The following is a 26,763-nucleotide window of genomic DNA, read 5'->3' as shown; positions in this document are numbered from 1 at the left end:
CGGTTCATAGGCGTCTCCTGGCTTCTTGAAAGGGCTTCATCCAGAAAGCGGGATCGTTTCCATGTTCGGCGCGTACCCGATCGAGCAGTCCGACGGTCTCGGTACGGCCCGAAAGCACAGCCAACGCGTCGTCCAGGCCGCCAAGACCAAGCTCGGCGACCACCGAATCCACGCCCTGCTTGATCAGAAAGCGCCGTTGTTGCGGCGCCAGCTCGTGGCGGACCAAGGCGAACTCGCGCTCGCTCAGACCAAAGCCGTCGATGTAGTCGGACCGGCTTGCATGGGGGTTGGGTAGGAAGATCTTGGTGACGCACTGCTCAAGGATCGTGGGCGCGATCGGCGAGGCCAGCACGTCGGCCGGCGATTGGGTGGCGAAGACCATCAGGGCGTTTTGCATGCGATAGGTCTTGAGACCTTCGCGGGCGAGGCCACGAAACGCTTCGTCGCCCAACGCCTTCCAGAATTCGTCGACGTCGACGATCAGACGACGGCCATCGACCAGAGCTTGGATGCGATGGAAGAGGTAGAGGATAATCGGAGTGCGGATCTCCGGCAGATCGAGAAAATGGGTGATGTCAAAGCCGACAAAGTCGGGCTCCAGGTCCAGCAGGTCGACGTCATTGTCGAGCACCCAGCCCAGCGGGCCGCCTCGACACCAGCGCTCAAGCCGAGTGCCGAGGCCGGAAGGGTCGCGCTGACCCAGGAGCGCGCGGACGGCCGCAAGGGAGCGCTGCGCCGGAGCCAACCGCGCCAGGGCCGCGACAGCGTCGTCGATGGCCAGGGCTTCGTTCGGCGTCAGCGGTCTGTCGGCCGGCGCGGCCAGTTGGCGCACGAGACTTGCGAGAAAGACGCGCTGACCGGGTCCGTCGTGCGGCGCTTTGAACGGCGCAAGGCCGGTCGGAACCCCAGGCTTCAGCTCCAGGTAGGTTCCGCCGCAGGCGCGCACGAAAATCTCAGCGCTGCGCCGATTGTCGATGAAGACCTGTTTTGCCCCAAACTTCTCAGCTTGTGACAAGGTGAAGTTCTGAATGACGGTTTTGCCCGCGCCGGTCGGACCGCAGATAAATGTGTGACCCACATCGCCGACGTGAAAGTTGAAGTAGTAGGGCGAGCCGGATGCGGTGCGCATCAGGGCGACCGCAGGTCCCCAATGATTGCCGCTCGCCCGCCCCGCCGGATGGGCGTGAAGGGGCGCGAAAGCCGCGAAGTTTCGGCTGTTGATCGCCGCGGGGCGCACGCGATGTCGGAAATTGCCTGGAAACTGCGCCCAAAAGCCTGCTTCCAGTCCGAGGTCCTCGCGCACCGCGACCAGACCACAATCAGCGAGCAGGGCCCGCGCCTTGGACAGACGCTCGCCCAGTTGGCGCATGTCATCAGCGTAGACCAGGACCGAGGCTTGATGATCTCCCATGACGAAACGGTTTGAGGTCAGATCGTCGAGCGCCTGATCGAGGCCGCTGATCTGAGATGCAGCACGGTCGCGGGCGCTTAGCATCTGATTTTGCTTGCGGCTCAACACCGCGCTGGCCGCCGCCTTGGAGAGAAAGCTGAACGATTGGGTCGCCACCAAGGCGAACGGCGCCGACAGCAATCCATTCCAAAGCCCAGGCCGTGTGGCGGCGGGATACTCCTTTATGCCCAGCATGCCGGCCAAGCGGGCTCGGGCCGGGTCGCGAATTTCCAACGCCTCGCGCCCGAAGATCACGCGATCGGCGTAGATCGCCTGTCCCAGTCGGCCCCGCACGAGGGGAGCCGGTTCGGCCCGACCGCTGAGCACCAACCGCAGGAGCTCCAGCGGCTGGGAAAAGATGAGACCATCGCGCTGATAGAGCGCCAGGGGCGTGAGGCCGTACCGGGCAAGATGCTGGCCAAGGTCACGCCCGGCATCGGCCAGAATCTTTGTTCGCTCCGTCAGTGCCCGTGCGTCGTTCGCGCTGCCGGCCCATCGGCCCAGAAGGTGCTGCGCGCGATCTGAAGGGTCGCGCCCCGGATGAAGAACCAGAGTCAGATAGAGCTCGTTCGCATAGAGCTTTTCGGCCTCGATGCGACCGCGATAGGCCTGATCCAGCTGTCTGGCGAACTGGGACCGGAAATCGCCTTCTGGATACTGGCTTTGTTCGCGGCGGATCAGATGGTGCCAGATCGCCAGTTGTTCGGAGGCCAAGTTGCGCCAGGCGCCGTTGAGCTTGGCGTGCCAGTCGTTGAGATCGCGGATGTCGGCAGTCTCGAAGCTGGCGCCGTTCACGCGCAAGCTCAGCATCAAGGCGCCGCTGTCGAGCGCGACGATCTGGTCGGTCACATGCCGCGTGTAGGGAAGGTCCTCAGATCCGTCGCGTTCGCGCTTCAGCCAGGCGGGCTTGGGTCGGGCGACCAGAGAGTCAGCCACGGTCCACCTCCTGGGGGATGAACCGACGTCGCAGCGCCAACGGCGTCGGCGAACCGCCGCCCCACGCAGCGCGGTTGTTGGCTCGGCTGCGGGTCCTGACAAACGCGAGCAGGATCCGAAAGGCGTTGTGATCGTTGCGACAGATAGCCCGGCATGTCAGCCAGAGCGCCGGCGCGATCAGCAAGTAGATTAGAGAGCGACCCGCCAGGAAGGCGACGGCCGTGGTCATGGCGATCAGGCCCACGGCTTCCATCGGTGCGCCTGCGACCATGGTCGGCCGGGTGCAAGCCAAGAACAAGGTGTCCTCGGTCAGGCGCTCTTCGCTCGCGTCGGCCGGGCTCATGATCCACCCGCCCCTGTGACGAGATCGACGATCGTCGCCGCGCCGAAGGTGACGATGATCGCTACGACCACCGTGCCCGCCCGTTGCAGATCCAGGCGCCCAAACAGCCACATGATGCCTGTGATCATCACCGCCAGGATGGCCAGGCCGCGGATTACGTTGCTGTTGAGAAGATCAATGAGGTTTTGAATGAAGCCGCCCAGGTCGCCTCCGGCGCTCTGAGCCAGAGCCGGACTGGTCGCCGCCAGGGACAAGAGGCCGGCCATCAGAGAGGCTTGAACAAGTCGCGGACGCGCTTTCATGGCAAGGATCCTGTGTTGGGTGAGAAGACGAAGGCGGCCCTTCGCATCCGGGCGCGGGCGAAGGCGTCCCACAGCGGCGGCTCAGGCAGCGCTACAGGATCGGCTCTCGAAGCTACGGCGGGCCTGGCGGCGTCCCGGCTCACCGGGGCAAGTTGGCCGGCGGCCTGAACCACCTTGGCGACGTAGCCGTTTCGAAAGCCGCGCTCACGATCGCCGGTGTTGTAGAGTGACAACGCCTCGCGCACCGCCCGCTGCTCATAAGCCCCAAGCCGACGGGAGCGGTTGTAGCCTTCGACAAGAATCCTGGCCGAAGCCGCCAGGTTGGCGCACGGGTCGAAAACGTCGTGGAGGCTCAGGCCCAAACGCGGCAATTGCCTTGAATTGATCTGCCCCAGCCCAAGGTCGAGATTTTGCCCCGCGGCGATCCGCCGGCTGGCGGCGCCGACCGCCTCCTCGCGGGAGGTGGGTGTGAGCCTCTTGGCCGGACGGCCGTTGACGCCGATCGCCAGCGGCTCGAAGCCGCTTTCGACCTTCACAACCGCCAGCAAGGTCTGCGGGTCGACGCCCGGCGCGCAGGCGATGCTGAAGCCAAGAGCTGTTGCAGGATCGATGGGCATGACGTCTCCCTTCCGAGGGAGACTGAGCCGGCCCGGGAGGACGCGCGATGCGCAAGCCTACGCGGCCCACCTGGGTGGTTTTACCCACCGGCGAACGTCAAAATGAATCCCCACGCGTCGAGTCGGCGGAGCAGCCGTGTCCGACAGCAGTCATCTGGCGGCGAGGGGCGAACCTGCGCCAGGTTGCGCTGGCCTCCGGAGTTAGGGGCGTTTTTCGGTCGCGCCGCTGGCTATGTGCCGCACCGGCCTCAGACCGGCTTCAGCAGATCAATGGGTTGGACGTTCAGCGCAGTAGCGATCTCGTACAGCGTCACCACCGTTGGGTTTCTTAGACCTCGCTCCAGGCCGCTGCGTTAGTTCTCAGTGAGGAGGCCCAAGCGGCGGGCTTGATCGACCGCTTGAATACGGCGTGCGACGCCGAAGAGTTCACAGGCCCTGGCGACGTGCTTTTCGACGGTTCGTCCCGATATGCCGAGGATAATGCCGATCTCCGCCGCAGTTTTACCCTCCGCCACCCAAGCCAGGCACTCCAATTGCCGCGCTGTCACGCCGATATGGATCGCCACGGATTCCTTGCACGTGGCGGCAACAGCTTGCCGGCGCGGCTCGAGAGGATCGTCTGTGAGCCGCCAGGTTTTCGGCTCTGGCTTGGTCGGCGGCCTTTCTTCGCCGCAAGTCGCGTCGCCGCCCGTCTGAACAGAGATCCTCGAAATCCATACCATCGAACCACCGTTACGCAGCCGCTCAAGCTTCCGCGCGTACCGGCGTCGATCGAGGATACGCAGGCGCAAGCCGACTCCCGTCAGGGTTGTCTCCCTTAGAATATATAGCTAGTATATTGCGCGAATATTCGCCCGGCGCTGGCTCGGCATGCCCGAGCTATCGTCGCCGGTCAGACATCATATCCGGCGATGAGGGGCCGAAGTCGAGCGCGCCGGGGATCGAGATGGCGCACAGGCTGCAGCCGAGAAACGCCGCCCGCGCCCGCCGTTCTGTATAGAATGAATATACGGCGAATATCGGCAAAGCCCTTGCACAGAGGGTGGCGTGCCGCCCCCGCATGGACTTAGACTCGCTCTAAGTGTGGCACGTTCCGCAACCCGGACGCGTCACGAGCGACGAAAGGTACGATGAAGACTTCGCTGGATCACCTGCCGGCCGGCAAGCGCAAGGAGCTCGATCTGGTGGTCGAGGTGCTGCGCTCAGGCTTCGCCGAGGCGCTGAGCCGGCGGACCATGCCGCGATTTCGCAACGGCAAGCTGCTGAAGATCATCCTGTTTGGCAGCTACGCCCGCGGCGACTGGGTCGAAGATCCCAAGGGCCGCTACTTCTCCGACTACGACATCCTGGTGGTGGTCAACCACGAGGACCTCACCGACCTGGAGGAATTCTGGGCCAAGGCCGACGAAGCCCTGCTGCGCGAGCTCGCCTCAGGCGAGCGCCTGCGCACCCAGCCCAACTTCATCGTCCACAGCCTTGATGACGTGAACGAACAACTGCGTCTGGGCCGCTACTTCTTTACGGACATCCTCAGAGACGGGATCAAACTTTTCGACGAGCAAGGCTTTCCGTTTGCGGCGCCCGTGGCGCTTTCACCGCAAGATGCATACGTCGAAACCAAGGCCTATTTCGACGAGTGGCATGCGAGCGCAGTCGGATTCCTCGACACCGCCCGTTACGTGCGCGGCCAGAGCCGGCCCAAAGAGGCCGCTTTTCAGCTGCACCAGGCAGTTGAGCGCGCATATCACGGCCTCATCCTCGCCCTGACGCTCTACAGCGCCAAGACCCATCGGCTGAACCTCCTGCGTGATCGAGCAGAATCCCTGGATGCTCGACTGATCGGCATCTGGCCGCGTACCAACAAGTTCGAACGTCAGGGCTTTGACTTAATCCGGCGCGCGTATGTCGAAGCCCGTTATTCTCCCCACTACCAGATATCCGAAGAGCATCTGACTTGGCTGGAGGAGCGGGTGGGTTCTCTTCAGACCACGGTTGAGACTGTCGCGCTCGAACGGATCGAACAACTGCGCCGCTCAGCCGCTTAACGACAGCGTGCAGACAGCCGAAGATCCGGCCGGGCTGTGCCATGCTGGACGGCCGCTGGCGGCAGATGTTTCATCCACTGACGTGACCCCCATTTCTCATCCAGCGATAACGAGAGTCCTGGGTTGATTTGAGCCTTGGTGTTGGTGGGTGGCAAGAGGCCGGTGCGCGGAGCTATCAGCCTGCGCAGCGTGCCGGCCGGTCTCTCCGCAGAAGGCGCTGGCGTACTCCCTGGGTGTCATCCAGCCGAGCTTGGAGTGGGGCCGGCGCTCGTTGTAGTCGCGCCGCCAGGCCTCCAGCACGGCGCGGGCGTGCGGCAGCGACCGGAACAGGGTCTCGTTCAGCAGCTCGTCGCGCAGCCGACCGTTGAAGCTCTCGTTGTAGCCGTTCTGCTGGGGCTTGCCGGGTGCGATGTAGTGCCAGCCCACGCCGTTGTCGTCAGTCCAGGCCAGGATGGCGTTGGAGGTGTATTCGGTCCCATTGTCGCTGACGATGGTCTCGGGCCGCCGGCCACGCTGGGCGATGATGGCGTCCAGCTCGCGCGCCACCCGCCGCCCCGACAACGAGGTGTCGGCCACCAGGGCCAGGCACTCACGCGTGCAGTTGTCGATCACCGTCAGGATCCGGAAGCGGCGGCCGTCGGTCATCTGGTCGGACACGAAGTCCAGGCTCCAGCGCTGGTTGGGCGCCAGCGGGACCTCCAGGGGCCGCCGCGTGCCGACCGCCCGCTTGCGCCCGCCGCGCCGGCGGACGGTCAGCTTCTCCTCGCGATAGAGCCGCTGGACCCGCTTCTTGTTGACCGCGTGGCCCTCGCGCCGGAGCAGCACGTGCAGCCGGCGGTAGCCGAACCGGCGGCGTTCCTGGGCCAGGGCCTTCAGCCGCTCGCGCAGGGCGCCGTCGTCGGGCCGCGTGGCGGCATAGCGCACGCTGCTGCGATCCACGCCCAGCACCCGGCACGCCCGCCGCTCGCTCATCTCGTAGGCCGACCGCAGATAGGCTGCAGCCTCCCGATGCGCGGCGGGCGTCACCACTTTTTTCCCAGCAGATCCTTAAGCGCGACATTGTCGAACATCGCATCGGCCAGCATCCGCTTGAGCTTGGCGTTCTCGTCTTCCAGCGCCTTCAGCCGCCGCGCCTCCGACACGTCCAGCCCGCCATACTTGGCCTTCCACTTGTAGAAGGTCGGCGAGCTGAGCCCGTGCTTCCTGCACAGGTCCGCCACCGGCACGCCCGCCTCCTGCTCGCGCAGGATCCCGATGATCTGTTCTTCCGTGAACCGTGATCGCTTCATTCGTCCGTCCCTTTCCTGGAGCGGACTCTAATTATTTCTGGAGGAGTTTCAGGGGGTCACGTCACTCTGCGCTAAAGGCTTGGTTGGGTCTGGGAGTTGCTCGTCCACCAGTCCTTCAGTTTGCGGACTCGTGTCCAAGACGCTCCCAAAGTTGCGCCATCCGCGAGTATTGGTCGCGCAATACGGGCGATCGGGCCGCCAGCAAATTCATCCTCGTCGCCTGAGGGCGACAGTCTTCAGCGGTCAGAGTCAGTGACACCCACGTCCCCTAAGGCTTTGGCGTTCTCAAGGTTTGGAGTCTCTGACGCTCCCGAAAAGGGATGTTCAAGCCTGTCGCAAGAAGCCAACAAGAGAGACTTCATCAAGCTTCGCCGCCACTGGCGAAGCTTGAATGACGGGCGCGCGCCGTTCACGAAATCCGGCCGGCGACCGGCGCAGCAGCGGTTGAAACGCCAAGCTGCTCCCTTCACTCAGGCTTCAACGACGCGACGATCCGCCGCCGCGTCCAGCCTGAAGAAGGAGATCGCCATGACGGCGCTCAACACCCTGATCATCGCCGCGTTGGCCGCCGCCGCCCTGGCGCCCGCCGCCCACGCCCAACAGGCGACCGGCGATCTCACCCTCGCCTTCCCGACCCTGGCCACGCACCAAGGCCAAGTGATGATCGTGGTCTATGACAGCCCCGACACCTGGAAGGGCGGCAAGCCCGTCCGCGCCATTACGGCTTCGGCCGCGGACGCCGCGCCCAGCGCCAAGATCACCGGCCTGGCGCCGGGAACCTACGCCGCCAAGGTGTTCCAGGACGTCGACGGCGACGGCAAGATGGGGCTGAACCCCTTTGGTCTGCCTACCGAGCCCTATGGCTTTTCGAACGGCGCCCAGCCCAACATGGGCCCGCCCAGCTTCGAGGCCGCCGCCTTCGAGGTGAAGCCCGGCGCCAACATCCAGTCGATCCAGTTGAAGTAGCGAGAACAGCCATGAACCGGCGTGACATCCTGCGCGGCGCGGCTGTGTTGAGCGGCGCGACTTTGCTAACCCGGAGGCCGTCTGGGCGGCCGCCGCCAACGATTGGGCCTTGGGCGTGGCCGACGTCGAGACCGACCTGGCGCCGACCGCCATGACCCGCCTGCACGGCCGCGCCCCGACGGCGCTGGCAGGCACGCTGTTTCGCAACGGTCCGGCCAAGTTCCGCCGGCCTGGCGGCAACGTGGGCCACTGGTTCGACGGCGATGGCCTGATCCGCAAGTTCCAGATCGCCGACGGCCAGGCGCGGGTCGCCGCCCGCTTCGTCGACACCGCCAAGCGCCGCCGCGATAGGGCCGCCGGCGCGGTGATCACTCCTGGCTACGGCACCCCAGCCGGCCCTGGCGCGGTGATCTCCAGCCCCGACGACGCCAACGCCGCCAACACCTCGGTGATGATGGCCGGCGGCGAGCTGTGGGCGTTGTGGGAAGGCGGCTCGCCGACCGCCCTGGACCCCGTCACCCTAGAGACGCTCGGCCCCAAGGTGCTGCGCCGGGATCTCAAGGGCATGCCGTTCCTGGCCCACCCACGCGTCCAGCCCGACGGCGTGGTGTGGAACCTGGGCCTAGCCGGCCAGCAGGCCATTGTCTGGAAGCTGGCGCCCGACGGCGCCCTGCTGAAGGCCGAGGTGATCGGCCTGCCGCGCGGCGGCTACATGCACGACTTCACGGCCACGGCTCGCCACCTCGTGGTGGTGCTACAGCCCTGGATGCAGGATCGGCTGACCATGCCGTTCGCGCAGTCGATGACCTGGAAGCCCGAACTGGGAACCCAGGTGCTGGTGCTGGACAAGGACGACCTGTCCCAGCGCCGCCTGTTCGAACTGCCGCAGTTCTTCTTCTTCCACCTGGGCGACGCCTGGGAAGAGGCCGACGGGACCATCCGCTTCGACGCCTGCGTCGATGACGATCCGTCGGGCACGGCGGCCAATGGTGGGGCGATCCTGCGCGGCGAGGTGTTGCGCGGCGCGCCGCCGCGCCGGGCGCTGATCAGCCTGCACGCCGACGGGCGGGGCGAGTTCGCCAAAGAAATGGTCAGCGCCGAGTTCCCGCGCGCCGACCCGCGCTTCGCCGGTCAGGTTCGCCGCTATTCGGTTCACGTCACCGGCCAGCGGCCCGACCGCCCGATGTTCCAGGGCGTGGCGGTGCGCGACTGGAAGCGCGACAGCGACCAGGTCTTCGACTTTGGTCCGCGTCACCTGGTGGAGGAAATGGTGTTCGTGCAGCGTCCCCGCTCGTCCGAGGAACTGGACGGCTGGCTGGTGGGGGCCACGGTGAACCTAGACGCCAAGGCGACGGAGGTGCACGTCTTCGACGCCCGCCATGTGACCCAAGGTCCGATAGCGGCTTGGCGCGCGCCGGTCGCGCTGCCGGTGACGTTTCATGGCGTTTTCGTGCCGGCGTGAAGTGGATCTCCCAGGGATGAAGCGACCGCTGCTGAGCCTCATGTCGCGGGGGCACGACGCAAAAACCGGTCAGAGCCTCGCATGGCGGGATCCGGCTCGATAGAAGCCACCGGCGTCGCAGTTGGCCTGGGCTCGGGGCGACCAGGGGATTGCGGCCGATCCTCCCTCGCTCGCCTAGTCTGTCCACCGCACCGAGCTCGTCACATGTCTAGCTGCACCGGTCGGCTGAATCCGCATCGGTCACCGATGCGCCAGAACCAGAAATTAGCACTGCTCTAGAAAGACGACCCATCGGCGACCTCCAACCTGTCTCAGGGAGCAAAGTGCAAAAGCTGGCGTTTTCATTCAGTCAAGAGCGCGCCACGGGCATTGCCGAAGGAGAAATGACTCCAAGAGAGGCCGCTTCGGAGAAGCCTGATGTCTGGAGTCCGAACGTCGGCCGGATCAGTCGCCGTTGAAATCTCAGGCCGGGGTTACCCTCTATTGCTGCTCCATGGATTTCCCCAGACCGGTCTCATGTGGCGCGACATAACGCCAAATCTGTCGCGAGAGCACACGGTCGTCGTCGTTGACCTGCCCGGCTACGGCAAAAGCGATCGGCCAAACGACCCGGAAATCGAACACCCGATGTCCAAGCGCAGCATGGGGGCGATGCTGGTGGAACTGATGGTTGGCCTTGGTCATGAACGGTTCGCGGTCGCTGGCCACGATAGAGGTGGCCGGGTCGCCTATAGGATGGCGATGGACCACCCCGACAACGTCACTCACCTCATCGTAATGGATGTCATCCCGACGTTCGAGGTTTGGGCGCGAGCCGAGGCGAAAATGGCTCTAGCGTTCTGGCCTTACTCATTTCTCGCGCAGCCCGCGCCCCTCCCGGAAACTGTTCTTCTTGCTGCACCCGAGGCCGTCGTTGACGACGCGCTGGAAAACTGGGGAACGCCAGTCAGCAGTTTTGCGCCTGAGGTGCGCGACGCCTATGTGGCGGCGTTGCGCGCCCCCTCGACAGCGGCGGCAATCTGCGACGAATACCGCGCGGCTTCCACGATCGACCGCGTGCATGACGAGGACGATCACAAAAGGGGCAACCGAATAACCTGTCCCACACTGGCCCTTTGGGACGACGAGGGAGGGCTCGGAACGTGGTATCAAGAGGCGGGTGGGCCTCTGGGCATCTGGAAGCGTTGGGCGACCAACGTGACCGGTCAGCCGATGCGCGGGGGCCACTTTTTTCCCGAGTATGTTCCCGACGAAACCAGCCGCCTTATTGCTCGGTTTTTATCGGGCAAGGATGATCGGTAGCCACCAAGAGCGTCCCGTATCGACTCCCTGATCTCGAAGGGGACTAGTTGATCGGTTTGCTGTTAGACGATCATGGAGCGTACTCGAAGCGTCCAACTTTTGCTAAAACCGCCTGCGCGCCTCCACCCGCCCCTGGACGGCGTCCTCGCCAGCCGAGCCGCGCACCCCGGCCGCCAAGCCAAGTTCCCAGCCGGACGGCAGGAGAAGGCCCAACTCCGGATCGAGCACGAACGACTCTCGTGACCAGCCGCGAGACGGCAGCCCGTAGTAGCCGTCGCCGGCGACGTCCGCGTAGTCAACACCCTGGCGCGAACCGCCCGAGAACTCGTGCCGCCACTCGCCGCGTAGGCCGGCGGTCATGATCCCGACCCGGACCGGTCGGCTGTACGAGGCGCGCAGGCCCAGCACGCCGAGCGTCGAGCGGATCTTCCGGCGATCGAAACGCAGGTCGAAGATTCCCGCGCCCTCTTCACGATAGGCGTCCAGCGATCCGTCGAGATATTCCAGCCGCCCGTAGCTCGACCAGGTCAGCGAGCCCGCCTCCCGATCCAGGCCCGACGACAGGGAGACGGTCGTGAAGCGGCCGCTCCGGTCCCCAAAGGCCATCGCGCTGCTTGTCGGATCGACGCGGCGCGTGTCGAAGTCCAGCCAGCCCCGCGCGACCATACCGTCGACGAACATGCCCTCGACCGGCGCGAGGCTGCCGTACACCGCCACCACCGTGCTCTGGGCGGAGACTCGTCCGGCTTGGCCGCCGACGCGGCTGCGATCCTCGCCGTAGCCCACGCCGACGCCGAGGCTCGCCCGGTTTGAAACCCTGGCGTCCATGCCCAGGGAGAGTCCGCTGCTCGTGGCTCGGATCTTGGACGCGCGCGTCGACGCATCGCGCGTGCTCAGCTCGATCGAGCCGCCCGTCCACACCGACAGCTCGCCTGGGCGGCAAGTCGGATCCGCCCGGTTCGTGACCGGCGCCTTCGACGGCGTCTCCGTGGCCCGCGCCGGCGTGCCGCCGTCGGCCTGGGGGCCGCCGCTACGGCCGCGAGCGTCGCCGCTCCGGGCTGTGTCGACGGCGTTCAGACGGATTCCGTTGCCCGAGGCCAGGCAATCGGCGCCGTGCAGCCTTTCGGCCCGCCGCATGAAGTTGTCGACCTGAGCCCGCGAGAAGCGACGGGTCGCCTCAGCCTGAGCGTCGCTGAGGGCCTGCACCACCGGATCGGCGGACGGGTCGGGCCGCGCGGCGACCGTGATCGTCACGGTCGCGGGCGAGGAGGCGCCGAAGACATTGGTCAAGGTGTAGTTGATGGTGATCTTCCCGCCGAAGCGGACCTTGGGCGTGACGTCCAGACGGAAGGTGCGCGCCGTCTCGGGTCCGCCTTGAACGAGATTGATCGTCGCGGTGTCGGCGGGGCTGATCGCGCCGAGGCTTGCGCCGGTGAACGGCCCCTCGGTCGCGCCTGCGGTCAGGTCGACCGAGACCGTCTTGCCGTCGCTGGTCGAGGCGGTGAGCGCCTTGGCCGTGGGGGCTTGGCCGACGACGGTGATAGTGGCGGTAGCTGGCGCCGATATCCCGCCGGGTCCCACGGCGACGAACGCGAAGCTGTCGACGCCCTGGAAGTTCTTCTCCGGCGTGTAGACGGCGATGAACTGGCCCGGCGTGGAGATCGACGACGTGGCCGCCAGGGCCATGGCGAACAGGCCGCCGCCCCCGCGCAGGGCGAGCGTCTGGGTGATGACCACCGAGCCATGCTGCGGCGGGGTGACGATCCGGACCTCGTCCACGTCGCCGGAAACCAGGCTGGAGAGGTTCAGGCCGACGTTCTGGCCGACCTGGGTCTGGGTGTTGGCCGGCACCGTGGTGGAGGTCGAGCTGGCGGCGACGGGCGCCGCGGCGGCGATCACGACCGAGTAGCTGGCCGTTCCCGTTGCGCCGTGGGCATCGGTGGCGGTGAGCTCGAAGGCGGAGGTCCCGGCCGCGGCGGAGGTTCCGGTCACCGCGCCCGTCGTGCGGTCAAGGGTCAGTCCGGCCGGAAGCTCTCCGCTGGAAACTTGATAGTCATAGGGCGCTGCGCCGCCGGAAGCGGCCACCGTCTGGCTGTAAGGCGCGCCGACCACGCCGCCTGGCAGGTCTCCGGGCGCGGGCCCGAACGCCAGGCTGGGGGCGGCGACCGTCACCGTGACCATGGCCGCCGAGGATGTCCCCGTCGCGTTGACGGCGGCGTAGGTGAAGCTGTCGGAGCCGGAGAATCCCGCGGCCGGGGCATAGGTGATCGCCAAGCCCGAGGCGGTGGCGACACCATGGCCAGGGACGTCGGCGACGACCACCGAGTCGGCGACCCCTCCCGACAGGTCGAGCGTCACCGTCGTGGCCGAACTGTTGGCTGGAACAATGATGGACACCGGGCCGGCGACTGGCGCGGCCAGGACCGCGGCGATCGTGCCGCTGTAGGTCTTGGCGTCTGTGAGGCCATTGGTGTCGGTGGCGGTGATCGTGAGGCTGTAGGCCCCGGCCGTCGTGGCCGTGCCGGTGATCGCGCCGGTCGAGGCGTTCAGGCTCAGCCCGGCCGGCAGGGTCCCGCCGGTGACGGCGAAGGTCACCGGGGCGCCGCCACCCGTCGTGGCGACGGTCTGGCTGTACGCTTGGCCCAGCACCGGCGTCGGCAGGCTGGCCGTGGTGATGGCCACGCCAGCGGCGATCGTGCCGCTGTAGGTCTTGGCGTCGGTGAGGCCGTTGGCGTCGGTGGCGGTGATGCTGACGCTGTAGGCGCCGGCCGTCGTGGCGGTGCCGGTGATGGCGCCGGTCGAGGCGTTCAGGCTCAGCCCAGTCGACAAGGCGCCGCCGGTGACGGCGAAGGTCACCGGAGCGGCGCCACCCGTCGTGGCGACGGTCTGGCTGTAGGCTTGGCCAAGCACCGGCGTCGGGATCGAGGTCGTGGTGATGACCACGCCGGCCGAGATGGCGCCGCTGTAGGTCTTGGCGTCGGTCAGGCCGTTGGCGTCCGTGGCGGTGATCGTGACGCTGTAAGCGCCGGCCACCGTGGCCGTGCCGGTGATGGCGCCGATCGAGGCGTTGAGACTCAGCCCAGTCGGCAAGGCGCCGCCGGTGATGGCGAAGGTCACCGGAGCGGGCGCCGCCCGTCGTGGCGACGGTCTGGCTGTAGGCTTGGTCAAGCACGGGGGTCGGGAGGCTCGTCGTGGTGATGGCGACGCCGGCCGAGATGGCGCCGCTATAGGTCTTGGCGTCGATGAGGCCATTGGCGTCGGTGGCGGTGATCGTGACGCTGTAGGCGCCAGCCGTCGTGGCCGTGCCGCTGACCACACCGGTCGAGGCGTTCAGGCTCAGCCCGGCTGGCAGGGCGCCGCCGGTGACGCCGAAGGTCACCGGGGCCGTGCCGCCCGTAGTGGCGACGGTCTGGCTGTAGGTCTGGCCGAGCACCGGCGTCGGGATCGAGATCGTGGTGATCACGACGCCAGCCGAAATCGTACCAGAATAGATCTTGGCGTCGGTCAGGCCGTTGGCGTCGGTGGCGGTGATGGTGACGCTGTAGGCGCCGGCCGTCGTGGCCGTGCCTGTGATCGCGCCGGTCGAGGCGTTCAGACTCAGCCCGGCCGGCAGGGTCCCGCCGGTGACGGTGAAGGTCACCGGGGCGGCGCCGCCCGTCGTGGCGACGGTCTGGCTGAAGGCCTGGCCCAGCACCGGCGTCGGGATCGAGGTCGTGGTGATGACCACGCCAGCCGAAATCGTACCAGAATAGATCTTGGCGTCGGTCAGGCCGTTGGCGTCGGTGGCGGTGATGGTGACGCTGTAGGCGCCAGCCGTCGTGGCCGTGCCGGTGATCGCGCCGGTCGAGGCGTTCAGACTCAGCCCGGCCGGCAGGGTCCCGCCGGTGACGGTGAAGGTCACCGGGGCGGCGCCGCCCGTCGTGGCGACGGTCTGGCTGAAGGCCTGGCCCAGCACCGGCGTCGGGATCGAGGTCGTGGTGATGACCACGCCAGCCGAAATCGTACCAGAATAGATCTTGGCGTCTGTGAGGCCATTGGTGTCGGTGGCGGTGATCGTGAGGCTGTAGGCCCCGGCCGTCGTGGCCGTGCCGGTGATCGCGCCGGTCGAGGCGTTCAGGCTCAGCCCGGCCGGCAGGGTCCCGCCGGTGACGGCGAAGGTCACCGGGGCGCCGCCACCCGTCGTGGCGACGGTCTGGCTGTACGCTTGGCCCAGCACCGGCGTCGGCAGGCTGGCCGTGGTGATGGCCACGCCAGCGGCGATCGTGCCGCTGTAGGTCTTGGCGTCGGTGAGGCCGTTGGCGTCGGTGGCGGTGATGCTGACGCTGTAGGCGCCGGCCGTCGTGGCGGTGCCGGTGATGGCGCCGGTCGAGGCGTTCAGGCTCAGCCCAGTCGACAAGGCGCCGCCGGTGACGGCGAAGGTCACCGGAGCGGCGCCACCCGTCGTGGCGACGGTCTGGCTGTAGGCTTGGCCAAGCACCGGCGTCGGGATCGAGGTCGTGGTGATGACCACGCCGGCCGAGATGGCGCCGCTGTAGGTCTTGGCGTCGGTCAGGCCGTTGGCGTCCGTGGCGGTGATCGTGACGCTGTAAGCGCCGGCCACCGTGGCCGTGCCGGTGATGGCGCCGATCGAGGCGTTGAGACTCAGCCCAGTCGGCAAGGCGCCGCCGGTGATGGCGAAGGTCACCGGAGCGGCGCCGCCCGTCGTGGCGACGGTCTGGCTGTAGGCTTGGTCAAGCACGGGGGTCGGGAGGCTCGTCGTGGTGATGGCGACGCCGGCCGAGATGGCGCCGCTATAGGTCTTGGCGTCGATGAGGCCATTGGCGTCGGTGGCGGTGATCGTGACGCTGTAGGCGCCAGCCGTCGTGGCCGTGCCGCTGACCACACCGGTCGAGGCGTTCAGGCTCAGCCCGGCTGGCAGGGCGCCGCCGGTGACGCCGAAGGTCACCGGGGCCGTGCCGCCCGTAGTGGCGACGGTCTGGCTGTAGGTCTGGCCGAGCACCGGCGTCGGGATCGAGATCGTGGTGATCACGACGCCAGCCGAAATCGTACCAGAATAGATCTTGGCGTCGGTCAGGCCGTTGGCGTCGGTGGCGGTGATGGTGACGCTGTAGGCGCCGGCTGTCGTCGCCGTGCCGGTGATCGCGCCGGTCGAGGCGTTCAGGTTCAGGCCAGCCGGCAGGGCGCCGCCGGTGACGGCGAAAGTCACCGGGGACGTGCCGCCCGTGGTGACGATCGTCTGGCTGAAGGCCTGGCCAAGCACCGGGGTCGGCAGGCTTGCCGTGGTGATGACAGGCGGTGTCGGCGCCGCGGCGACCGTGCTGGAATAGGGAGAGCCCGAGATGGCGGCGCCGTCCAGGGTGATCGACAGCGTGTCGACGCCGGCCGTCGAAGGCGTATAGGCGACGGAATAGGTCCCGTTGTTGTTGTCAGTGATCGCGCCTGGCGTGGCGCCGGCGTTGGTTCCCCCGATGATCACGGCTAGGCCGCTCGCGGCGCCGGTCATCGTGTTCCCATTGGTGTCCCTGACGGTGATCAGGACCGTCGTCGCACGACCAGCCACGCCGGAGGGCGCACTCGCGGTCGACTGCCCCGGACTCCTGGTCCCCACCCAAGTAACGGAGACGGCGTTGGAACTGGTCGTCGTCGTCCCGTTCGCCGAGGCGACGGCGCTGTAGGTGACGCTCCCCGATTGAAGGCCCTGGACGGTGAACGTCGCCTGGCCACTCGAATTGGTCGTCGCCGAGGCCGGGGAGATCGACGATCCGCCGGAAGGGTTTCCCGACAGAGAGGCGATAGCGCCGGTGACGGCTGCGCCGGATCCAAGCTTGACAGTCACGATGACCGTCGCGGTGGCCCCCACCGAGGCGGTGGCCGTTGCTCCGCCGTTGACCAGCAAGGTCGTTCCCGCCGGATCCGGCGCGGTAGCGTCGATATATTCGTTCAACTTGGCGACGATGGCGTTCGAACTGCCGCTATAGGCGCTGGACGTGGTGTAGGAGCCTCCGAGCACCAGCAGCCGGTCGCCGCTCCCGCCGCTGAACGCGACGGCGTTCATCAGGGTGTTGCCGTTGGGATAGCGGGAATTGAGCACCCCCACCTCGGTGTAGGGCACGCCCGCGATCTTATAGGAGAGCGTCCCGCTGGTGTTCTGAAAGGCGCGTTGAGTTCCCCCGTCCAAGAAACGGATTGAACCCGCGTCGGCGTTGAGCAGCGTGGTCGTCGTGAACGTCTGTCCCGACAGTCCACCCTGATAGGCGCGGGTGAACGTCAGGTCGGCCGCGGCCGCGGGCAAGGCCATCGCCAGCAGGATGACGGCGGCGATGGCCCACGACAGACGCCGCCAAAGCGCGGTCATCTGCTGGTCGAATTCGCAAGTTGCGACGGTCATCGGCATTCGCCCATAGGTGGCCTTTTCGAGGCGCCCTTTAGGCGGGGGGGATCGTTAATTTGCGGGTCAGAACTGGGCTTGACGCGAGCGACATAACGTCGCTTGCCATCCTAAATGTCTTGGCCTCCCACGGCGCGACCAGCCGCCAATCTTCACCGTAAACCCCAATGGGATCAGCGTGTTTTTCGGAAAGATCCATACGGACCCGCCGGCGGGCGGTGGACAATAGGACGCAGCCGCTAACGTCCGGATCAATTCCTGGCTTGAGATCGCTCGGAGCCGAAAGTCAACTCGCCCGGCCGCTGCGAGTTTTTGGCTTTTCAGGTTCTCTGCCCCCCGACGGGAGACCAAGGGTCTCCCGTCGCAAATCACGCCACTACGCCCAGGTTCGAAGCGCGCGGCTTCTCACCGCCGGCCAATCCGTAGCTGCTCCCAGGACCCGCCGGGAGCGCCAGGAGACCTAGGCCAGGTGTTCATCTTCCACCCCTGATGCGCGCGCTGGCGGACGCGACCAAGGCCTGGGACAGGGCCGATGGTGCGGCCGAGGTGACACCCTGCCCGCCCACGACCGAAACGCTCCTCGGCCTTGCCGGGAATCCGACCCAGGCAAGCGATAACCGCGGCAAATTGTCTCCCGGCGCGATCATCGGTCGATCATTAAGGCAGGCTGCCTAACAGCTAGGGCCATGGCCCGCCAATTTGCCCTGCAGACCAACACCTCGATCGGCCGCGACGTTCGCGGGCTGCTTGGCACGGCGTGCCTGCTCCTGGCCCTGGTCGTGGCCGCGTTCGTCATTGTCCTGGCCCTGGCGGCGCGCGCCGTCAATGAAGGCCAGGCGCGCCAGGAACAGGTCCTGGCTCAGAAGATGTTGGAGCGGACCAGCGCCAAAGCCGGCAACGATCTGACCTCGGCCACCATCTGGGATCAGGCGTACCACACGCTTCGGCCCGGCGGCGATCGGGCCTGGGCCGACGCCGAGATCGGTGAGTTCTTCATCTACAATCGCGGCGTCGACCTGGCCTACGCCGTCGACGGGGACGACCAGCCCTTCTACGGCTACACGGCCGACGGCAATATCCCGCCCGAGGCCTTGGCGGATTTCGGCCAGGTCACCGCGCCGATGCTGGCCGCGGTTCGCCTGGCCAACGCCAAGCAGCTACGCGCCCTGCGCGCTAACCTCGGCCCGGCCGCGCCGCAACTGGCGCAGACCCTCACGGGCGCGGTCGTCTGGCGAGGGGCGGTCTATTTCGTCGCCGCCTCCACGGTGATCCCTGAACACGCCTCGGCTGTCCGCCGGGTGGGTCGCACCTGCGTGCTGTTCACCGCTGTTCGCGCTGACACCACTCTGGTCAAAGCGGTCCGCGAAGATCTTCGTCTCAAGAACGCCAGGCTGGTCGGTCCTGACGACGCCGCCGCTCGCCTGCTGCTGAAAGACCACGCCGGCCGGCCGATCGCGGGTCTTGCCTGGACCCCGGCTCGGCCCGGCCTGACCGCCATGCGGGACGCTGCGGTGATCATCGCCGGGGTCATCGTCGTCCTGCTCGTCTCCGTCGCGGCCTTGACGGTGCGAATCCGCGGCATCGTCCGCCGCGTCGACCGCAACGCCGCCGATCTCGACGCCGCGCGGGCGGAGGCCGAGGCCGCCAGCCGGTCCAAGAGCCTGTTCCTGGCCAATATGAGTCATGAGATCCGCACGCCGCTCAACGGTGTTCTGGGCATGCTGCAGGTGGTCGAACGCGAGGGTCTGCCGCCTCAGCAGGGTCAGCGCATCGCCATAGCCCGTCAGTCCGGCCAGAGTTTGATGGTCCTGCTCAACGATCTGTTGGATCTCTCCAAGATCGAGGCGGGGCGGCTGACCCTGGAAATACGTGACTTCGACCTGGAGCACGCCCTGACCCTCACCTGCCGCGCGTTCGAAGGCCTCGCCGAGCAGAAGGGCCTGAAGCTTCAGCTGGACTTCGATCCCACCCTGTGCGGCTTTTGGCGAGGCGACGAGGTCCGCCTGCGCCAGATCCTGGGCAACCTGATCTCCAACGCCATCAAGTTCACCGCGGCCGGGGCGGTCGCCGTGGCGGCGCGCGCGGCCGACGGCGGGGTGGAGGTCAGCGTCATCGACACGGGCGTTGGCCTCTCGTCCGACAGTCTTAAGCACGTCTTCGAGAGCTTCGTGCAGGGCGACGCTTCCACCACCAGGCTCTACGGCGGTACGGGTCTGGGCCTGGCGATCAGCCAGCGCCTCGCCCAGGCCATGGGCGGCCATCTGTCGGCGACGAGCGTGCTTGGCCAGGGCTCGTGCTTTAGCCTGTCCGCGCCGCTCGAACGCGGGTCCGAGCCGCTGGGCGCCGCCCAGCAACCAGACGACGGACCCTGTCTCTCCGGCGGCAAGGTCCTGGCGGTGGACGATAATCGGACCAACCGAACGATCATCCAGGCCCTGCTCGAGCCCCTGGGCCTGGAGGTGACCCTGGCCTGCGACGGCGCTGAGGCGGTGGCGATGTTTGAACAGGAACGCTTTGATCTGGTGCTGATGGATATCCAGATGCCGGGTGTCGATGGCCTGGCAGCGACCCGGTCCATCCGGCGGCTGGAAGAACGCGACGCACGAGCGCCAACGCCGATCCTGGCCTTGACCGCCAACGTGATGGGTCATCAGGTGGAGAGCTATCGGGCCGCCGGCATGGATGGTCACATCGCCAAGCCGTTCGATGCGGCGGGCCTGATCCGTTCGATCGGCCGGGCGCTTCGTCCAGAACAGGACGCCGAAGCGCAAGGATCACACCTTCCCTAGGCGCTTAACGAGCCAGCCGATCGCCGACATGCGGCCGAACAGGTCGTTCCGATTCATATCGCCGCGCGCCGTACCCGCGACGAGAACCCGGATCAGTCGTCGCGCGCGGGCGGCGCGCAGCCGCGACTTTTGACGCCAGTCAATCGTGCGAAGGGTCCTTTTCCGTTGTCCAGACCGACGGCTCATCGGGTGAGATCTGCACATCCTGAAACGGAGCCTCGGGCGTGCGCATCGGGCGCAGCGTCGATTCCCGGGCGTTGGCGCCGCGGGGCGGCTCGATCGGCGGATCCTGCGTATGCACCACCTTGGTCACTTGGTCGGGATCATCGACCAGGCGCGACGAGCCTGCCCTTTCCCCGTCGGCGACAATCACCGGCTCGGGGTCACGTGCCGGTGTCGGGATGGGCTGCCGGGGTACGGCGACCTTGTGAACGCCGCCCAGGCCGTCGGCGTTTTCCAGATCCTTGCCCTGCGCCATCAACGACTCCTTTCGAGATTCCGGACCTAAACGCCAGGCGAGATCAAGAGTTCGTACTCCCTCACATGCTCGGGCCGAGGAAGCCCAGGATCGCGGCGTTGACGGCCTGGGGCTGCTCCAGGTGCAGCCAGTGGCCAGCAGTCTCAATAACCTGCAGGCGACCGTCCGCGCAGCACCCCAGCGATGCACGCGCCAGACCCAGATCCAGGAAGGCGTCGTCCTGCCCCCACAGGATCAGCACCGGTGGAGTGATCCGCGCCGGCGGCGATATCGCGCCCATGAGCTGTCGTTGGCCCACCTCAAGGCGATGTTCAGCACCGGGCCGCGAAAACGAAAGGCTCCTCACGGCACGGCTTTGGTTGGGCCATGCCAAGCATTCCAATGGTCCTTTTTTGACGAAGACCCGACCGACAGGTGCGGTGACGGCTCGCTAACGCGATGCTTGCTCTCATAGCCGGGACTGACTATGTTTCAAAATGCCGCCATTGAGGCGGCGTTTGGCGCAATCGATATGACCCAGGTCGCGAAGATTCAGGAATTACTGGGTGGAGAGTCCGTCATCGGTCACCTGGTCACGGAATTCGATGTCATTCGCCTGGTGCGTCGCGGCCTACCCGCCGCTGCTGTCGATGGATTCCTAGCCGCCACCCATCAGCCATTCTCGGCAATCGAGCCCTATGTCATGCCCCGGCGGACATTCAATCGCCGGCGTGAGGCCAACCAGCCGCTCGACACCGCCGAGTCCGACCGCATGGTCCGCATCGCCCGCATGGTCGCGGCCGCCGAGGAAACGATCGGGGACCGTGACCGGGCGATGATCTGGCTCGAACGTCCCAACCGGGCACTGGAAGGTCAGGCCCCGATGTCGATGGCCGACACCGATCCGGGCGCCCACAGCGTCGAACGGCTGCTAGGCCAAATCGCGCACGGCTTGGCGGCTTGATCGTCCATCGCATCGCCAAGGCCGCCTATGCCGGCCTCGATGGAGAAGGCGCACGCCTCTATGGTGGACGGTGGAATTCCCCCGGCCAGCCGATGGTCTACACGGCCGCGAACCCAAGCCTGGCGGTGCTGGAAGTGCTAGTCCACCTTGACCTACCGCCGGAATTGATCCCGAGCGACTACAGGTTGCTGTCCATCGAGACCCCAGACGACGCGCCGAGCCAAGTGCTCCAGGTTCTACCCGCCGACACCGTGGCGACGGGCGATGCGTTCCTGCAAGCGGGCGCGGCGTTGACTTTGCGTGTCCCCAGCCTCGTGGTCGGCCAGGAGATCAACACCCTGATTAACCCGCGCCATCCAGCCTTCGCGCAGGTGCGGCTTGTCGGCAACGAGCCCTTCCAATTCGACCCGCGCCTCTTGGGGGGAGCGCGCGCCCCTTCGTCGGCAGCCGTCCAGGCGCCCAAGCGCAGGGGTTTGCTGGTGGAAAAGGTATAGATCGCCTGGTCGCGCCACTCGCAGCCAGCCTTTAGCACCGGCAACCGTCAAGTTTCCCCTTGCGGAGGACCTTGCTGCTGACCTCGCCTTGGCCGCCGGGAAGCGGACTGACCAACATCGAAGATGAGTCACATGTGAAGGCCCTTTCGATCCGAGGATCAGGCTACACTCGTTGCGAAGAACTATGGAACCGCCGCTGGCACCGCCACGCAAGGGCGTGGTCAGCGAGGGCGTCACACGGAAGCCATGCCCGCAGATCCATCACAGCGTCCCCGACAATCCCCTAAAGATCGCCGAATTCCTCCACATGCCTTTTTACAGCGGATGGCGCATCCCTTTCCCAAAAGAAAACATTCTCAGAGATATTATCAAAAAACACTTCAACTGCATGCCTCTGCAGATTGCCCCAATCGATAGAGCTTAAACCTAGCTCACCTGGAACAAACTCCATCGTCAGAACGCAAACCGCTTGGTCCGTAGATCTTCTGGCGCAGAAGTAAACTCTAAGGCCACTTTTCAACTTCTGCACTAAGCTAAAAAACTCGCAAAATTCCTCATTCATTGAGGGACCCACTTTCCTGATGCAATTCGAGCCTGGGTATTCGCGCGCGAGTTTACAAACTGGGTAACCCGCCCGTTTTGTCCAGTGATCACCACGCGATTGCCGCTTACGTGAACCGTTGCTCCAGTCTCGGTATCAATAAATTTGCGCCCTTCGCGAACAACCCGGTTTGCGTCGCCAACTTGTCGACCGCTATCTCCGGCCCTGGCTTCGCTTGCCCGTTGTTCACCATGGCCGGTGTTGCCGTTACCATCCCCGTTGGCCGTGCTCGAGTGACATGATGGCGAGGTCAACCAGCCACCGAAACCGCCCAACACCGTGCCGGCCTGCCCGCCTAAATTGGCGCCCGCCGCCGCGCCGGCTGGGGCAGTTCCCAACGAAAGGACGCCTCCGCCGGCAACGGCCCCGCCCGCGCCACCGATAACCGCGCCACCGACCGCACCGGCGGTCCCGCCGATGGCGGCTCCACCGACGACAGCAGCGCCACAGCCAGGACCATTCGACGGGGTGAAGTAATTGGTGACGGCCCGCTGAAGCGCACCTGAAAGGCTATCATCGCCCCCCGACGAAGAGAACGTCGTCTGGCAATAACCACCTGAAACGCCGTCACCTTCCCCAGAATAAGGCGCACAGCTGGTCGTTGAGGTCCATCTGAGCATGCCGTCCGGGTCGGTCGCGTTGGTCGGATCATTACCGACGTACGCATACCAATTCAGCCCATCGCCATATCCGATGGGGTCGGTTTGGAGAAACCGCCCCAGGACCGGGGAATAGGCGCGGGCTTTGTAGTGGTACAGCCCCACCTCCGGCAGCCAGATCTGGCCGGTGTACTGGAACCGGCCGAAATTGCCGCCGGGGGCGCCATATTCGTCATAGGTGTTGGGAACGCTGCCGATCAGAGCGCCGACGCTGTTTGTCACCGCCACGATCGAGCCTTGCGGATCGGCCATCAGCCAACGGCGATCGGTCGTTCCCGAGCCCTCGTACCAGGCGATCGGCGTGTCGGTCCCAGGGCCAGGCACGTAGCGGCGCAGGATGGCGCCCGTCGCGCCGTCGAGTTCGGCGATGAGGTCGGAACCGGAGTAGATGAAGGCCGTGGCTTCGGCGCCCGTCGAAACCCGCCACAGCCGACCCGTCGGCTCGTAGGCCAGGCTTACGCCTGTCGAGGTGCTGGTCAGGTTGTTGAGCAGGTCGTAGCCGTAGGTCTTGGTCCCGTCGTTCGTCAGGTTGCCGCGGGCGTCGTAGGCGAGCGTTATCCCGGCCGCGGCGGCGTACTGGTTCAGGCCGTTGACGGTGTAGCTCTTGGCCGCCTGGGCGCCGCTCCACTCGTAGAGGCCGTTGCTGGCGGCGCGGGTCTTGACCTGGCTGGCGGCGTTGTAGGTGAAGGTCCAGGTCTGGTCCTGGGCCGTTCCGGCCAGGTCGAGCTTCAGGCTCGCCAGTCGAGACGCAGCGTCATAGTCGTAGTCCTCGGAAACAGCCTTGGCGCCGAGACCTTGCCAGGCGAGGTCGCGGCGCCCGAGATTATCATAGGCATAGGCCGCGATCCGGGTCGCGCCATTCTCGTAAATGTTCGCTATCTCGCCCGAACGGTAATAGTCGTAGGTGACATAGACCCCGTCCCACCAGGTCATCCGCGTGCGGCGGCCGGCCAGATCGTACTGATAGGTCAGAGGGTGACCGTAGGTGTCTTCGCCGGTCATCCGGCCCAGGGCGTCATAGCTCGCCGTGGTCGCGCCGCCGCCATAGGTCGCCGAGGTCCGCCGGCCCAGGTTGTCATAGGCGTAGGCCTCGCCGCGCAGGCCGCTATTGGCCCGGTTCAGGGCGTCATAGGTAAAGGCGACCGTCGTGCCGTCGCGCCGTCGCCAGCTGGTACGGTTGCCGGCGGCGTCGTAGCCATATTCCTCGTAGTCGCATCCCCCTTGCGGGAGGCCGCACGCCGAGACCGCGCCGTTGGCGGCGCTGGGATAGCGAACCTTGGCCAGCCGGTCGAACGCGTCGTACTCGTAGGTCGTCAGGTTGCCCTTGCCGTCGGCGACCGTCTGTTCCAGGCCATTGCCGGTATAGGTGACGGCCTTTTCGACGCGGGGGCTCGATCCCTGATAGCCGCTGGTGATCTTGATCACCCGGTCGGCGGCGTCGTACTCGGTATAGGTCACGCGGTCGTTGCCGTCGGGCCCGCCCAGGGTCGGGGTGCAGGCCGAAGACTGCTGGGTCGCCGTGGGGTTCATTCGGACTGTGCTGCAGATCAGGCGATTGGCCGCGTCATAGGCGTACTGGGTCAGGGCCTGGGTCACGCCGCCGACCACCAAGCTGTCGGAGATCTTGCGGCCCGCGACGTCGTAGCCAGTGGTCAGCTTCTGCAAGGGCGAGAAGGTCGCCATGCCGGTGTCGGACTGGTTGGTCGCGGTGCCGGTCTCGACCGAAAGCACCTGGCCGTCATCCGCATAGGTCGTTCGCGTGGCCCGGTAGAGCAAGGCGCCAGCGTCGTCCGGATCGGGGTTGATCGTTCCGATCGCCTGCCGAGCGGCGTTGTAGTAGGTGCGCGTGACGTCGGCCGCGCCGGCCAGCGGCCCATCGACAGCTTCGACGTCGCCGTAAGGTCCATAGGTCATCGCGGTGGTCGCCGCCAGGGCGCCGGCCTGGTTGGAGGCCAGCCCGTTGCGGCGGGTCGTCGAGACAGGCAACAGGTTGCTGGCCATCGAGGCGGCACCGGCCTGATAGGCGATCGTCGACTTGATCTCGTCAGCCGTGCCGGCGCAGGGCGCGGGCGTCGCGCCGTTGGCCGGCCCCTGAGTCGCGCACTGCGAGGTTCCTGTCGGCAGATAGATCGGCCGCACGTCCTGGACGATGACGCCCGCGGCGTTCTTGTACCAGGCGTTGAACGCCGCATAGGTCGTGCGAACCTGGGGCTGGACGGCGCCGCTCGCGGGCGACGGCGAGGTCGCGGTCAGGACGCCGCCGTGCGCGGGATCATAGGTGAAGGTGGTGACGGCGCCCCGTGCGTCGGTCACCGACACCGGCTGGTTGCAGATCCGGAAATTGCTGGCGTCGCAGGTCGCCGGATAGGTCGCGGTCGTGACGACGATGGGCGACGCGCCCGAGTTCACCTTCGGGCTTTGGGTGACGGTGGTGATGTTGCCGCGGGCATCGAAGGCGTAACTGGTGCCATTGTAGTCCGTCAGCCGCGAGATCGAGGAAAGCCGGAAGTTGGTGTAGCCGTACTGCGTGGCGTTCTCCACGCCGTTGGAGACCGTATGCAGCCGGCTGACGCGATGATGGGTCGCCAGATCGACGAGGGTTGAGCGACTGGTCACGATGCGCGTGTGGCCCAGCGGATCAGTGACCGTGGTGGCGCTGTTGGTGATCGTCTGGTTGGGCGCCGCCGGGAAGCCGTTCTTGTAGGCGTCGGGAATGGCGTAGGTGTAGTTACCCGCGTCGGTGGTGACCTGCTCCACCATCTGGCTTTCGCCGTTGTAGGAGACCAGGACGTCCTGGCCACTGGCGCGGCCCGGTCGGCGAACGCCGGTGAGAATGCCGTTGGTGAAGATGTACGTCGTCACGCGATTGAGCGCATCGGTCACGGTTTTGGTGTTGCCGCTGCTTGCGAACGTCAGGCTGGGCCAGGCGCGCGAATAGGTGCACGCCAGGGCCGCCGGCGCGCAGGCGTCGATGGCGTTGTTGAGCGCCGTAACCTTGGCCACCGAGTACCAGGCGGAGGGGATGGCGTTGACGTCCCCATTAGTGTTGCTGTTGGCAACATAGTCGAAATGCAGTTGGTAGCCGTCGCTGCTGTTGACCGATTGCAGCCGATAGACCGGCGTGTTGTAGGACAGCGCGCTCGTATAGGTGAAGTCGATCGTCCGGCCGTTGGGCGAAACGATCTTGACGATCGAACCCAGGTTGTTGACCACGCCCAGCATGTAACTCGGATAGGCGGAAGAATAGGTCGCCACCGTGCCGTCAAGTAGGGTCAGGATGAACGATCCGCCGCTGATGACGAGGCTGGCGGTACTGCCCTCCTGCGCGGCGAAGGTGTCGCCGGTGCGCTTGAAGGGGAAGGCCTGCCCCATCATGGTGACGGTGTACCAGGGATCGCCCGTCAAAGTGGACGTAGCCACCATGCCGTTGATGTTGTCGCTCCACGCCGTGATCGACCCGGAGTCGTAGCTCTGTGAATAGCTGAGCCCGCCCTTGGGCCCGATCGAGACGGTCGGCGTCGTCGCCGTCATCGAACCGCTCAGCAGGTTCACCCCGTTCGCGTCGACCGGGTTATAGGTCTCGGGCGGCTTGATCGGCCCAGCCTGGGCTCGGGCTTGATGGGTAGTCGATAAACCCAGAACGATCGAGAAGCTCGCCAGCAGCAGGCCGCGCATCAGACGGAAAAAGGACGCGCGCAT

Annotated in this window: 17 protein-coding genes and 3 pseudogenes; 7 read left to right on the top strand and 13 right to left on the bottom strand. The window is 66.2% G+C overall.

Translation table 11 applies throughout. The annotated features are described in order from the left end of the window. Positions 1 to 4: 4 nt before the first annotated feature. From G3M57_RS00990 to G3M57_RS00965, 6 genes are all read right to left on the bottom strand, one after another. Positions 5 to 2,386 carry a VirB4 family type IV secretion/conjugal transfer ATPase gene (locus G3M57_RS00990; protein ID WP_163228415.1) on the bottom strand — a complete coding sequence of 794 codons (2,382 nt, stop codon included), beginning with the start codon at positions 2,384 to 2,386 and terminating at the stop codon, positions 5 to 7. After that, positions 2,379 to 2,729, bottom strand: a complete 351-nt coding sequence (locus G3M57_RS00985) for a VirB3 family type IV secretion system protein (protein ID WP_163228414.1) — start codon at positions 2,727 to 2,729, stop codon at positions 2,379 to 2,381. Before G3M57_RS00985 ends, G3M57_RS00990 begins: the two co-directional genes overlap by 8 nt. Continuing rightward, entirely contained in the window at positions 2,726 to 3,031 is a 306-nt protein-coding gene (locus G3M57_RS00980; RefSeq protein ID WP_082564776.1) for a TrbC/VirB2 family type IV secretion system protein, read from the bottom strand. The genes G3M57_RS00985 and G3M57_RS00980 overlap by 4 nt, the downstream gene beginning before the upstream one ends. Continuing rightward, positions 3,028 to 3,648, bottom strand: coding sequence for a lytic transglycosylase domain-containing protein (locus tag G3M57_RS00975; protein ID WP_163228413.1), 621 nt, complete (start codon positions 3,646 to 3,648; stop codon positions 3,028 to 3,030). Before G3M57_RS00975 ends, G3M57_RS00980 begins: the two co-directional genes overlap by 4 nt. 248 nt (positions 3,649 to 3,896) lie before the next feature. Next, positions 3,897 to 3,992 carry a helix-turn-helix transcriptional regulator gene (locus tag G3M57_RS27830; RefSeq protein WP_163233617.1) on the bottom strand — a complete coding sequence of 32 codons (96 nt, stop codon included), beginning with the start codon at positions 3,990 to 3,992 and terminating at the stop codon, positions 3,897 to 3,899. Between the two features lie 9 nt (positions 3,993 to 4,001). After that, the gene (locus G3M57_RS00965; protein WP_208789644.1) at positions 4,002 to 4,439 is read right to left on the bottom strand and encodes a helix-turn-helix transcriptional regulator; all 438 of its coding nucleotides are present in this window, start codon (positions 4,437 to 4,439) and stop codon (positions 4,002 to 4,004) included. A gap of 339 nt (positions 4,440 to 4,778) precedes the next feature. Here G3M57_RS00965 and G3M57_RS00960 point away from each other — a divergent pair, with 339 nt between their 5' ends. Beyond that, a complete protein-coding gene (locus G3M57_RS00960; RefSeq protein WP_163228412.1) occupies positions 4,779 to 5,693 on the top strand; it encodes a HEPN domain-containing protein in 915 nt (304 codons plus the stop codon). Positions 5,694 to 5,789: 96 nt separating this feature from the next. Here the strand turns inward: G3M57_RS00960 and G3M57_RS00955 are convergent. Further along, a protein-coding gene (locus G3M57_RS00955; RefSeq protein ID WP_163228411.1) for an IS3 family transposase occupies positions 5,790 to 6,982 on the bottom strand; the annotation gives its coding sequence in 2 pieces (ribosomal slippage) (positions 5,790 to 6,724 and positions 6,724 to 6,982; 1,194 coding nt in all). Between the two features lie 528 nt (positions 6,983 to 7,510). Between G3M57_RS00955 and G3M57_RS00950 the strand changes: the two genes are divergently transcribed. The 3 genes and pseudogenes from G3M57_RS00950 to G3M57_RS00940 all read left to right on the top strand — a co-directional run bounded on the left by G3M57_RS00950 (position 7,511) and on the right by G3M57_RS00940 (position 10,712). Then, the gene (locus G3M57_RS00950) at positions 7,511 to 7,948 is read left to right on the top strand and encodes a DUF2141 domain-containing protein (protein ID WP_163228410.1); all 438 of its coding nucleotides are present in this window, start codon (positions 7,511 to 7,513) and stop codon (positions 7,946 to 7,948) included. A gap of 11 nt (positions 7,949 to 7,959) precedes the next feature. Then, positions 7,960 to 9,410: pseudogene (locus tag G3M57_RS00945) on the top strand (carotenoid oxygenase family protein). Positions 9,411 to 9,827: 417 nt separating this feature from the next. After that, on the top strand, positions 9,828 to 10,712 hold the full coding sequence (locus G3M57_RS00940) for an alpha/beta fold hydrolase (RefSeq protein ID WP_163228409.1): 885 nt from the start codon (positions 9,828 to 9,830) through the stop codon (positions 10,710 to 10,712). A 102-nt stretch (positions 10,713 to 10,814) separates the two neighbouring features. On the opposite strand, the gene G3M57_RS00935 is transcribed toward G3M57_RS00940, so the two are convergent. The 3 genes and pseudogenes from G3M57_RS00935 to G3M57_RS27820 all read right to left on the bottom strand — a co-directional run. Beyond that, positions 10,815 to 12,893, bottom strand: coding sequence for an autotransporter domain-containing protein (locus tag G3M57_RS00935; protein ID WP_425278115.1), 2,079 nt, complete (start codon positions 12,891 to 12,893; stop codon positions 10,815 to 10,817). Positions 12,894 to 12,938: 45 nt separating this feature from the next. After that, positions 12,939 to 13,964 (bottom strand): annotated as a pseudogene (locus G3M57_RS27825) (putative Ig domain-containing protein); the annotation flags it as partial. 148 nt (positions 13,965 to 14,112) lie between these two features. After that, a pseudogene (locus tag G3M57_RS27820) lies at positions 14,113 to 16,215 on the bottom strand (beta strand repeat-containing protein); the annotation flags it as partial. Between the two features lie 1,571 nt (positions 16,216 to 17,786). Between G3M57_RS27820 and G3M57_RS00925 the strand changes: the two are divergent. Then, the gene (locus G3M57_RS00925) at positions 17,787 to 19,889 is read left to right on the top strand and encodes a hybrid sensor histidine kinase/response regulator (RefSeq protein ID WP_163228406.1); all 2,103 of its coding nucleotides are present in this window, start codon (positions 17,787 to 17,789) and stop codon (positions 19,887 to 19,889) included. A 139-nt stretch (positions 19,890 to 20,028) separates the two neighbouring features. Here G3M57_RS00925 and G3M57_RS00920 read toward each other — a convergent pair whose 3' ends face one another. Next, the gene (locus G3M57_RS00920; RefSeq protein WP_163228405.1) at positions 20,029 to 20,367 is read right to left on the bottom strand and encodes a hypothetical protein; all 339 of its coding nucleotides are present in this window, start codon (positions 20,365 to 20,367) and stop codon (positions 20,029 to 20,031) included. Between the two features lie 61 nt (positions 20,368 to 20,428). Next, on the bottom strand, positions 20,429 to 20,647 hold the full coding sequence (locus G3M57_RS00915; protein WP_163228404.1) for an alpha/beta fold hydrolase: 219 nt from the start codon (positions 20,645 to 20,647) through the stop codon (positions 20,429 to 20,431). Between the two features lie 186 nt (positions 20,648 to 20,833). Between G3M57_RS00915 and parS the strand changes: the two genes are divergently transcribed. Both parS and G3M57_RS00905 read left to right on the top strand, forming a co-directional pair. Then, positions 20,834 to 21,310 (top strand): type II RES/Xre toxin-antitoxin system antitoxin, encoded by a 477-nt coding sequence (parS, locus tag G3M57_RS00910; RefSeq protein ID WP_208789642.1) that lies wholly within the window; start codon positions 20,834 to 20,836, stop codon positions 21,308 to 21,310. Beyond that, a complete protein-coding gene (locus G3M57_RS00905; RefSeq protein WP_163228403.1) occupies positions 21,307 to 21,804 on the top strand; it encodes an RES family NAD+ phosphorylase in 498 nt (165 codons plus the stop codon). Before parS ends, G3M57_RS00905 begins: the two co-directional genes overlap by 4 nt. Positions 21,805 to 22,362: 558 nt before the next feature. On the opposite strand, the gene G3M57_RS00900 is transcribed toward G3M57_RS00905, so the two are convergent. Then, positions 22,363 to 26,763 carry an RHS repeat-associated core domain-containing protein gene (locus G3M57_RS00900; RefSeq protein ID WP_163228402.1) on the bottom strand — a complete coding sequence of 1,467 codons (4,401 nt, stop codon included), beginning with the start codon at positions 26,761 to 26,763 and terminating at the stop codon, positions 22,363 to 22,365.

The organism is Caulobacter rhizosphaerae, assembly GCF_010977555.1.
Lineage (GTDB): Bacteria > Pseudomonadota > Alphaproteobacteria > Caulobacterales > Caulobacteraceae > Caulobacter > Caulobacter rhizosphaerae.
Note: the sequence above shows the minus strand (reverse complement) of the source record. Positions and strands in the feature narration are given on the sequence as shown.